This is a genomic window from Enterobacter sp. T1-1 (genome assembly GCF_000710795.1).
GTDB lineage: Bacteria > Pseudomonadota > Gammaproteobacteria > Enterobacterales > Enterobacteriaceae > Enterobacter > Enterobacter cloacae.
Genome location: NZ_JALW01000023.1, coordinates 135,794 through 145,549, shown reverse-complemented (window position 1 = coordinate 145,549; position 9,756 = coordinate 135,794). Strand labels below are relative to the sequence as shown.

General features: G+C 54.1%; 8 protein-coding genes. 3 read left to right on the top strand and 5 right to left on the bottom strand.

The window, feature by feature from the left end:
- From AK59_RS01000000123670 to pdhR, 3 genes are all read right to left on the bottom strand, one after another.
- The coding region (locus AK59_RS01000000123670) for a biotin/lipoyl-containing protein (RefSeq protein WP_032618496.1) at window positions 1-302 on the bottom strand (302 nt) is incomplete at its 3' end.
- 14 nt (window positions 303-316) lie between these two features.
- On the bottom strand, window positions 317-2,980 hold the full coding sequence (gene aceE / locus AK59_RS0110420) for a pyruvate dehydrogenase (acetyl-transferring), homodimeric type (RefSeq protein WP_013095597.1): 2,664 nt from the start codon (window positions 2,978-2,980) through the stop codon (window positions 317-319).
- Between the two features lie 123 nt (window positions 2,981-3,103).
- Window positions 3,104-3,868, bottom strand: a complete 765-nt coding sequence (pdhR, locus tag AK59_RS0110415; protein WP_013095596.1) for a pyruvate dehydrogenase complex transcriptional repressor PdhR — start codon at window positions 3,866-3,868, stop codon at window positions 3,104-3,106.
- A 537-nt stretch (window positions 3,869-4,405) separates the two neighbouring features.
- Here pdhR and aroP point away from each other — a divergent pair.
- From aroP to AK59_RS0110400, 3 genes are all read left to right on the top strand, one after another.
- Window positions 4,406-5,776, top strand: coding sequence for an aromatic amino acid transporter AroP (aroP, locus tag AK59_RS0110410; RefSeq protein ID WP_013095594.1), 1,371 nt, complete (start codon window positions 4,406-4,408; stop codon window positions 5,774-5,776).
- Window positions 5,777-5,942: 166 nt separating this feature from the next.
- Entirely contained in the window at window positions 5,943-7,355 is a 1,413-nt protein-coding gene (locus tag AK59_RS0110405) for a glycoside-pentoside-hexuronide (GPH):cation symporter (RefSeq protein WP_029882709.1), read from the top strand.
- Window positions 7,348-8,298: a glycoside hydrolase family 43 protein gene (locus tag AK59_RS0110400; RefSeq protein WP_023619996.1), complete on the top strand. Its 951-nt coding sequence runs from the start codon at window positions 7,348-7,350 to the stop codon at window positions 8,296-8,298. The genes AK59_RS0110405 and AK59_RS0110400 overlap by 8 nt, the downstream gene beginning before the upstream one ends.
- Before the next feature lie 18 nt (window positions 8,299-8,316).
- Here AK59_RS0110400 and ampE read toward each other — a convergent pair whose 3' ends face one another.
- Together ampE and ampD are read right to left on the bottom strand one after the other, a co-directional pair.
- Window positions 8,317-9,171: a beta-lactamase regulator AmpE gene (ampE, locus tag AK59_RS0110395; RefSeq protein WP_020688508.1), complete on the bottom strand. Its 855-nt coding sequence runs from the start codon at window positions 9,169-9,171 to the stop codon at window positions 8,317-8,319.
- 9 nt (window positions 9,172-9,180) lie between these two features.
- Window positions 9,181-9,732: a 1,6-anhydro-N-acetylmuramyl-L-alanine amidase AmpD gene (gene ampD / locus AK59_RS0110390; protein ID WP_020688507.1), complete on the bottom strand. Its 552-nt coding sequence runs from the start codon at window positions 9,730-9,732 to the stop codon at window positions 9,181-9,183.
- Window positions 9,733-9,756: the final 24 nt, after the last annotated feature.

Genomic DNA, 9,756 nt, shown 5'->3' with positions numbered 1-9,756 from the left:
GCTGCTGGAGCAGCGGCGGCCGGAGCGTCTTTCTTCTCTTCCTGCGCAGGTGCAGCAGCTGCTGCACCGTCGGCGGAATCGAAAATCATGATCAGTTTGCCAGTCTCGGTTTTATCGCCAACAGAGACTTTGATCTCTTTAACGATGCCAGCCTGAGGAGACGGGACTTCCATAGAGGCTTTGTCGCCTTCTACGGTGATCAGCGACTGTTCAGCTTCAACTTTGTCGCCTACTTTGACCAGGATCTCGGTGATTTCAACTTCATCAGCCCCGATGTCCGGTACATTGATTTCGATAGCCATTATTCTTTTACCTCTTACGCCAGACGCGGGTTAACTTTTTCTGCATCGATGTTGAATTTGGTAATTGCGTCCGCAACCACTTTCTTATCGATTTCGCCACGTTTAGCCAGTTCGCCCAGTGCTGCTACAACCACGTAAGAAGCATCAACTTCGAAGTGGTGACGCAGGTTTTCGCGGCTGTCAGAACGACCGAAGCCGTCAGTACCCAGTACGCGATAATCATCAGCTGGAACGTAAGTACGAACCTGCTCAGCGAACAGTTTCATATAGTCAGTAGACGCCACCGCTGGCGCGTCGTTCATCACCTGAGCGATGTACGGAACGCGTGGGGTTTCCATTGGGTGCAGCATGTTCCAGCGCTCACAATCCTGGCCATCACGCGCCAGTTCAGTGAAGGAGGTCACGCTGTACACGTCGGAACCCACACCGTAGTCTTTCGCCAGGATCTGCGCTGCTTCACGAACGTGACGCAGAATAGAACCGGAGCCCAGCAGCTGAACTTTACCTTTGCTACCTTCAATGGTTTCGAGTTTGTAGATACCTTTACGGATACCTTCCTCGGCACCTGCTGGCATTGCCGGCATGTGGTAGTTTTCGTTCAGGGTGGTGATGTAGTAGTAAATGTTCTCTTGCGCTTCGCCGTACATGCGCTGCAGACCGTCATGCATGATAACTGCCACTTCGTACGCGTAAGACGGGTCGTAAGAGATACAGTTAGGGATAGTCAGAGACTGAATGTGGCTGTGGCCATCTTCGTGCTGCAGACCTTCACCGTTCAGGGTCGTACGACCGGAAGTACCACCAATCAGGAAGCCGCGAGCCTGCTGGTCGCCTGCCTGCCAGCACAGGTCACCGATACGCTGGAACCCGAACATGGAGTAGTAGATGTAGAACGGGATCATCGGCAGGTTGTTGGTGCTGTAGGAGGTCGCAGCAGCCAGCCAGGATGCGCCTGCGCCCAGCTCGTTGATACCTTCCTGCAGGATCTGACCTTTCTCGTCTTCTTTGTAGTATGCAACCTGCTCACGGTCCTGCGGGGTGTACTGCTGGCCGTTCGGGCTGTAGATACCGATCTGACGGAACAGACCTTCCATACCGAAAGTACGCGCTTCGTCAGCGATGATTGGCACCAGACGATCTTTGATCGACTTGTTCTTCAGCATCACGTTCAGGGCACGAACGAAAGCGATAGTGGTGGAGATCTCTTTGTTCTGCTCTTCCAGCAGCTGAGAGAAGTCTTCCAGCGCTGGCAGTTCCAGTTTCTCGGTGAAGTTAGGCTGACGAGCTGGCAGGTAGCCTTTCAGCGCCTGACGACGTTCGTGCAGGTACTTGTACTCTTCAGAACCTTCCGGGAAGGTGATGTAAGACAGGTTTTCTACCTGCTCATCGGTCACTGGCACGTTGAAACGGTCGCGGATGTAGCGCACGCCGTCCATGTTCATTTTCTTAACCTGGTGAGCGATGTTTTTACCTTCTGCGGTATCACCCATGCCGTAACCTTTGATGGTGTGGGCCAGGATTACAGTCGCTTTACCTTTGGTTTCGCGCGCTTTTTTCAGTGCAGCGTAGATTTTCTTCGGATCGTGACCACCACGGTTCAGCGCCCAGATCTGCTCGTCAGTCCAGTCTGCAACCAGTGCGGCGGTTTCAGGATATTTGCCGAAGAAGTGCTCACGAACGTAGGCACCGTCTTTGGATTTGAAGGTCTGGTAGTCACCGTCAACGGTTTCGTTCATCAGCTGGATCAGTTTACCGCTGGTGTCTTTACGCAGCAGTTCGTCCCAACGGGAACCCCACATCACTTTGATAACGTTCCAGCCAGCACCTGCGAAGATGCCTTCCAGTTCGTTGATGATCTTACCGTTACCGGTTACCGGACCATCCAGACGCTGCAGGTTACAGTTGATGATGAAGCACAGGTTGTCCAGCTTCTCACGGGTAGCGATGGTGATCGCACCTTTAGATTCTGGCTCATCCATCTCACCGTCGCCCAGGAAGGCGTAAACGGTTTGCTCAGAGGTATCTTTCAGACCGCGGTGTTCCAGGTACTTCAGGAATTTCGCCTGATAGATTGCACCAATTGGGCCCAGACCCATGGATACGGTCGGGAACTGCCAGAATTCAGGCATCAGTTTAGGGTGCGGGTAAGAAGACAGACCTTTACCGTGCACTTCCTGACGGAAGTTGTTCATCTGCTCTTCAGTCAGACGACCTTCCAGGAATGCACGTGCATAGATGCCCGGAGAGATGTGGCCCTGGAAGTACACCAGGTCGCCGCCGTCTTTCTCGTTAGCAGCACGGAAGAAGTGGTTGAAGCACACTTCGTAAACGGTCGCAGAGGACTGGAAGGACGCCATGTGGCCACCCAGCTCCAGATCTTTCTTGGACGCACGCAGAACGGTCATGATGGCGTTCCAGCGGATGGCAGAACGGATACGGCGTTCCAGATCCAGATTGCCCGGGTATTCCGGTTCGTCTTCAACGGCAATCGTGTTTACGTAGTTGCTAGCCCCTGCACCTGAAGCAACCTTCACGCCGCCTTTGCGGGCTTCAGAAAGCAGCTGATCAATCAGATACTGAGCGCGCTCAACACCTTCTTCACGGATGACCGATTCGATCGCCTGTAGCCAGTCGCGAGTTTCGATCGGATCCACGTCATTTTGGAGACGTTCTGACATGGGGGTATTCCTTATCTATCTAATACGTTGATTTGTCTGGAACCTGTCCCATTGTATTTTCGTCAGAAAACACAATAAGACAGGTTCTGCGTTTAGTTGCCGCGCTCTAAAAGTACCTGGCGCTTAATCCTTTCGTTGCTGTATGCGGCGTAATGAACGTTCGCGACGCGATTGTTCTCGGCTGCGGTCCAGCAAGATTTCCTCAATGAAAGCCAGATGTCGGTGCGACGCTTCGCGCGCCTGCTCCGGTTCCCCGGCCATTATCGCCTCGAATACTCGGGTGCGATGGTTGCTTACCAGCGGGAGCATGTCCCGACGGGCATACAACAATTCAAAATTTTGACGAACGTTCTGAGCCAGCATCGGCTCCATGCAGCGTAGCAGATGGAGGAGCACTACGTTGTGTGCCGCTTCGGTGACGGCAATCTGATACTGGACGACGGCATTGGACTCGGCGTCTAAGTCGCCGGACTGCTGTGCCCGTTCAATGGCCTGATGCAGTTCGCGGATACGCACGCGATCTTCATCAGTGCTGCGAAGGGCGGCGTAATAGGCCGCGATACCTTCAAGCGCGTGACGGGTCTCAAGCAGATCAAACTGGGATTCTGGGTGGTCAGAGAGAAGTTCTACCAGCGGATCGCTGAAGCTCTGCCACAGGCTGTTTTGAACAAAGGTTCCGCCGCCCTGGCGACGAAGCAGCAAGCCCTTTGCTTCGAGGCGTTGAATCGCCTCACGCAGAGAGGGGCGGGATACGTCGAACTGTTTAGCCAGCTCGCGTTCTGGCGGAAGTTTCTCACCCGGGCGCAGTGTCCCCTCGAGGATTAAAAACTCCAGCTGCTGCTCAATCACATCGGATAGTTTTGGTTGGCGAATTTTGCTGTAGGCCATATTCCCTGTCTTACGCCTTTTTGCCCGGAGTCAATTGGTCTTACCAATTTCAAGTTCGTATCGCTAAAGTAACAAAGTATTCACCTTCTGTCCATATTGGTTTTGATTGAAATCAGTAAACCCTGCACATTTTAACAACCTTACAGAAATAACGTTTCAGAAATGTAACTTTGCACAAATGAGCTGATTACTACCAAAGAGGGAGTTTTAACCATAATGAAACGAGGGTTTTTGCAATCTGAAGCGATTCAACAACGCAAAAAATGAAAATTCGCCCACTTTTAAGGCATTTCTATTCTATAGGTTGGGGTAGTAAGAATTAACGGTGCGATTTACAAATGCTTTCTTTTTATTCAACTCGTCATCAGCCCTTCATAAAGCAGGTGCATTCACAGGCACTTACCACTATTCTTGCGCTTACGGAAGACATCTCCGCTTTTTTCGGTCTTATTAACCGTAAAGAAATAAATACAGAAAACGGATATTCATAATTACACACGCACAGCGTGAACATAACAACCACACACGAGGTTTCAAATGGAAGCTCAACAGCACGGCGATCAGCTTAAGCGCGGCCTTAAAAACCGCCATATACAGCTCATCGCATTGGGTGGTGCTATCGGCACAGGCCTGTTTCTGGGAAGCGCATCCGTCATCCAGTCGGCCGGTCCAGGCATTATTTTGGGTTACGCTATCGCAGGTTTTATTGCGTTTCTGATCATGCGCCAGTTAGGTGAGATGGTCGTTGAAGAGCCGGTTGCAGGCTCGTTCAGTCACTTTGCCTACAAATACTGGGGCAGTTTTGCCGGTTTCGCTTCCGGCTGGAACTACTGGGTGCTTTACGTTCTGGTGGCCATGGCAGAACTGACCGCCGTGGGGAAATACATTCAGTTCTGGTATCCCGAGATCCCAACCTGGGTTTCTGCGGCAGCGTTCTTCGTCATTATCAACGCCATCAACCTGACCAACGTAAAAGTGTTCGGTGAGATGGAGTTCTGGTTTGCCATCATCAAAGTCATTGCCGTGGTGGCGATGATTATCTTTGGCGGCTGGCTGCTGTTCAGCGGCAACGGTGGCCCACAGGCCACGGTGCGTAACCTCTGGGAGCAAGGTGGATTCCTGCCTCACGGGATGACCGGTCTGGTGATGATGATGGCCATTATTATGTTTTCCTTCGGGGGGCTGGAGCTGGTGGGGATCACCGCCGCTGAAGCCGACAACCCGGAGCAAAGCATCCCGAAAGCGACGAATCAGGTTATCTACCGAATTCTGATCTTCTATGTGGGTTCACTGGCAGTTCTGCTCTCGCTGCTGCCGTGGACACGCGTCACGGCCGACACCAGCCCGTTCGTCCTTATCTTCCACGAACTGGGCGATACCTTCGTGGCGAATGCGCTCAATATCGTCGTGCTGACGGCGGCGCTTTCCGTCTACAACAGCTGCGTGTACTGCAACAGCCGCATGCTGTTCGGCCTTGCGCAGCAGGGTAACGCACCGAAAGCCCTGCTGAACGTCGATAAGCGCGGCGTGCCGGTCAATACCATCATTGTTTCGGCTATCGTGACGGCGCTTTGCGTGCTGATTAACTACATGGCCCCCGAATCGGCGTTTGGCCTGCTGATGGCCCTGGTGGTCTCGGCTCTGGTGATTAACTGGGCGATGATCAGCCTGGCGCACATCAAGTTCCGCCGCGCTAAACAGCAGCAGGGCGTAACCACCCGCTTCCCTGCCCTGCTCTATCCGCTGGGTAACTGGGTTTGCCTGCTGTTTATGGCGGGCGTGCTGGTGATTATGCTACTCACCCCAGGCATGGCGATTTCCGTTTACCTGATCCCGGTCTGGATTGCGATCCTCGGCGTGGGGTATCTGGTAAAACAGAAAAACGGTAAAACCGTAAAAGCACATTAATAGCTCTTCAGCTCAGCACTCGTTTCGCGGGTGCTGAGCGTTTGTTACCTTCCTCACAAATTCACCTCGTCAGCCGCTTTATCCATATCACCGCCCTGATACTGCAACGCATATATCGATTAGCCAGCAAATAATTCTCTCCATACCGTCACCCGGAGAGCAGTCAATGGATAACAATAAACTGTCAGTAAAAGAGAAGATCGGCTATGGGATGGGCGATGCAGGATGCAATATCATCTTCGGCGCCATCATGTTGTTTGTTAATTATTTTTATACCGATATTTTTGGGCTGGCACCTGCGCTGGTCGGCGTGTTGCTGCTGTCCGTGCGCGTCATTGATGCCGTTACGGACCCGATTATGGGGGCCATCGCGGACCGTACCCGCAGTAAATATGGGCGGTTTCGTCCATGGCTTTTGTGGATTGCGTTCCCCTATGCGCTGTTCAGTATCCTGATGTTCACCACGCCAGACTGGAGCTATAACAGCAAAGTTATCTATGCCTTTGTGACCTACTTCCTGCTCTCGTTAACCTATACGGCCATCAACATTCCCTACTGCTCGTTGGGCGGCGTGATCACCAATGACCCAAAAGAGCGCGTGGCCTGCCAGTCCTATCGCTTTGTGATGGTGGGTATTGCCACGCTTTTACTGTCGCTCACGCTCCTGCCGATGGCGGACTGGTTTGGTGGCGATAACAAAGCCAAAGGCTACCAAATGGCGATGACCGTGCTGGCGCTGATTGGTACCTGTATGTTCCTGTTCTGCTTCGCCACCGTGCGCGAGCGCGTACGTCCGGCGGTGCAGACCCATGATGAGCTGAAAAACGATCTGAAGGACGTATGGAAAAACGACCAGTGGGTACGCATTCTGCTGCTGACCCTCTGCAACGTCTGCCCGGGCTTTATCCGCATGGCGGCCACCATGTATTACGTCACCTGGGTAATGGGCCAGAGCACTCACTTTGCCACCCTGTTTATCAGCCTGGGCGTAGTGGGGATGATGCTCGGCAGTATGCTGGCGAAAGTGCTGACCGACCGCTGGTGTAAACTGAAAGTGTTCTTCTGGACCAACATCGTGCTGGCGCTTTTCTCCTGCGCGTTCTATTTCTTCGACCCGAAAGCGACCGTCACCATCGTGGTGCTCTACTTCCTGCTTAACGTTCTTCACCAGATCCCATCTCCGCTGCACTGGTCGCTAATGGCCGATGTGGACGACTATGGCGAGTGGAAAACTGGTAAACGCATCACCGGGATCAGCTTCTCGGGCAATATCTTCTTCCTCAAGCTGGGGCTGGCGATTGCTGGCGCGATGGTGGGCTTCCTGCTCTCATGGTATGGCTACGACGCCGGTGCGAAAGCGCAAAGCGCAGAGGCCATTAACGGGATCGTGCTGCTGTTTACCGTGATCCCGGGCGTGGGGTATTTGATCACTGCGGGCGTAGTGCGACTGCTGAAAGTGGATCGGGAAACCATGAAACAGATCCAGCTCGACCTGGAGAAACGCCGCACCAACTACAGCGAACTGAACGCCTGGCAGGAAACGAGAGCCGAAACAAAAGAAGGAACGCCGCATGCATAACTGGCCTAACCCGTTTATAGAACAACGCGCTGACCCGTACATTCTGCGTCATGAAGGGCAATATTATTTTATCGCCTCCGTGCCGGAATACGACAGGCTGGCGATCCGCCGGGCAGCGTCGCTGGAAGGTTTGCGCAGTGCCGACGAGGTGGTCGTATGGCGCAAACCGGAGACCGGCCCAATGAGCCAGCTTATCTGGGCACCGGAACTGCATCATATCGACGGTAAGTGGTACATCTATTTTGCCGCCGCGCACACCCAGGCGCTGGATGGTCTGGGCATGTTCCAGCACCGCATGTTTGTGCTGGAGTGTGCCGACCGCGACCCGCTAACCGGCACGTGGACTGAAAAAGGCCAGGTAAAAACGCCGTTCGACACCTTTGCGCTGGACGCGACCACGTTCGTGCATCAGGGGAAACGCTGGTATCTATGGGCGCAAAAAGCCCCGGATATCTCCGGCAACTCCAATCTCTATTTATGTGAAATGGAGAACCCGTGGACGCTGAAAGGCGAGCCGGTGATGCTCAGTAAACCGGAATATGACTGGGAGTGCCGCGGCTTCTGGGTCAACGAAGGCCCGGCGGTGCTGTTCCACGGCGACAAGTTGTTTATCAGCTATTCCGCCAGCGCGACCGACGAGAACTACTGCATGGGACTGCTGTGGACAGAGATCAATGCCGATCCGCAAAATCCTGCGAACTGGCACAAGGCCTCGCGCCCGGTCTTCGTCACCAGCTACGAAAACCGCCAGTATGGGCCAGGCCATAACAGCTTTACGCAAACGCCGGAAGGAGAAGATGTGCTGGTGTATCACGCGCGAAATTACACCGAAATTGAAGGCGATCCGCTTTATGACCCCAATCGTCATACCCGCCTGAAGCTCGTCCGCTGGCACGAAAACGGGATGCCTGATTTTGGCATCCCGCCTGCAGATACGCCGTAACCGCTACGGCACGCGGGTTCAGACCAGCGTGCCGTAAATGGTTAGCAACGCTACGATAACGACCACCACAAACGACGTTTTCTTCGCCATCGAGACCGCCGCTTTCGGCGTTTCTATCTTGTCGGTATGTGGCTCACGCGCCAGAGAGAACTGCGCCAGGCGTGTCAGCACCTGGTACTGCGAGGTATGACGGTCGCCAAGCGAGGCGAACCACGCCGGGAGCGCTTTTTCGCCGTGGCCAATAAGCGCGTAGACCACACCCACCAGACGAACCGGAAGCCAGTCGAGCACGTGCAGGATCGCATCAATGCCGGAGAGCAAACGTTCATGCGGGGTGAGATAGCGGGCAAGCCAGGTCTGCCAGGCGCGCAGGAACGCATATCCCATCAGCAGTACCGGCCCCCACGGGCCCCCCACCACAAACCAGAACAGCGGCGCCAGGTAGTAGCGGAAGTTAATCCACAGCAGCGCGTTTTGCAGTTCACGCAGGAACTCGCGTTCATCGCAATCCGGCGGCACGCCGTGGATCATCGTCAGCTCGCTGGCCATGGCGCTACGTGCATGCGCATCATCACGGGAAGCGGCTTTCAGATAAGCGTGATAGTGCATACGCACTTTGCCTGCGCCAATGCACAGCACGCCGAGCAGGATCCACACCACCAGTAGCGGCACGTTGAAAAAGAGGCCGTATAACGAGCGCAGCAGCAAGAACGTAATCACCATCACGCCCGCGGTCATCAGCAGCGTACGCAGCATGGAAAAATGGTTAATCCGGCGGAAAAGCACCTCCAGCCGGTGATCCAGATGCCAGTGCTCACCGAGTTTGAACAAGCGTTCTGCGATGATGACCAGCAGCATGGTAAACAACGTCATGTTATCTCCTTATTCTGACGACGCGGTAAGCATGGCGCGAAACCGGGGCCAGTCAAATGCAGGGCCAGGATCGGTTTTTCGCGCCGGGGCGATATCACAGTGTCCCGTAATGTTCTCTGCAATCGCAGGGTAAAGCCTGATGAGCGTTTGGGTGATATCCACCAACCGCTGGTACTGTGCATCGGTATAAGGGGTGGTGTCCGTGCCTTCCAGCTCAATCCCAATAGAGAAGTCATTGCAACGCTCGCGCCCCTGATACATCGAGACACCCGCATGCCAGGCGCGCTTATCAAAAGGAACATACTGAACCACTTCACCATCGCGACGGATCAGGCAGTGCGCCGATACGCGCAGATGCGCAATCTCAGCAAAGAAAGGATGGGCATCGGGATCTATCGTTCCCGTGAATAACGCATCGATCCACGGACCGCCAAACTCACCCGGCGGGAGACTAATGTTATGAACCACCAGCAGTGTGGGCTTTTCATCCTCCGGGCGGCCATCGTGGTGCGGCGAGGGTACACGCCGCGCATCCACCAGCCATCCGTCTTCTAACAACATGCTGGAACTCCTTATGTATGGTGC